The following is an 867-nucleotide window of genomic DNA, read 5'->3' on the forward strand; positions in this document are numbered from 1 at the left end:
CATTCAACGTTGGCGTCGAACTGGGGCAACTCGCCTTCATCGCCGCTGTGCTGGGACTGTACGGTTTGGCAAAGCGAGTCGAACTCGCCGCGCCGCTCGAACCCTGGGTGCGCCCAGCCGCGCCGTATGCGATCGGCATTCTGGCGTCATTCTGGTTCTTCGAACGGATCGCTGGCTTCTGGACCTGAGGCGCAGCGGCGGGACCTGCAACATTCAATCAAGAGGCGCGGTCCATCTCCATGCAACAAGGCCGACGCCTGTTATGTCCGCCACTGTCCGAGAAGAAACAGGACTCTTTGTCTCGCGCTAAATGTGGGCGTTGCGGTTGTCGGCCCTTGAGTACGGTGGGCCGGCTGTAGGAAAGGTGCTGGCGCCACAGGGGCTTGTGTGTCGAATGTCTCACAGTGTTCAGCGGCTGAGAATTTGCGTGGGACAACGAAATGAGGGCGTGAAAGTCTATTCCCGGATGGGACGCAGCGGGGCCCGGGGGTGTTTCCTGGTCTTCCCGCCGAAGCGGTGTCAAGGGCGGGCGCCAGCCCGGCGCAGCGGACCCTTGATACTTGCGCAGGGGGTCAGATGCTTGCGTATGGCTGTGGGGGGCGGCATGCCGCCCCCCACAGCCATAGCGGCACGCATTGTGCTTTTGGAATATTGCCCAAGACATCGCGGGACATGAGGTTCATCGGGACTTAGGCGTTCAGGTGAAAGAATCTTTCATCCCGGCCCCGAAAGTGATGAGATGTGCGCAATATCTGCCCAAGTCGTCACTGTCTCGACCTCAAATAGGTCGGGTCTCTAATCCGAAATTAGTGCGGGTCGTAACAACGCCGCCGAACTTGATGCTCTCTCACTTTGGCTTGACGTACT

At 59.5% G+C, this 867-nt stretch carries 1 pseudogene; it reads left to right on the forward strand.

The annotated features are described in order from the left end of the window. Window positions 1-188, forward strand: a pseudogene (locus AC1DY5_RS57315) (HupE/UreJ family protein); the annotation flags it as partial. Window positions 189-867: the final 679 nt, after the last annotated feature.

It is taken from the genome of Variovorax sp. P4_D9 (genome assembly GCF_056401695.1).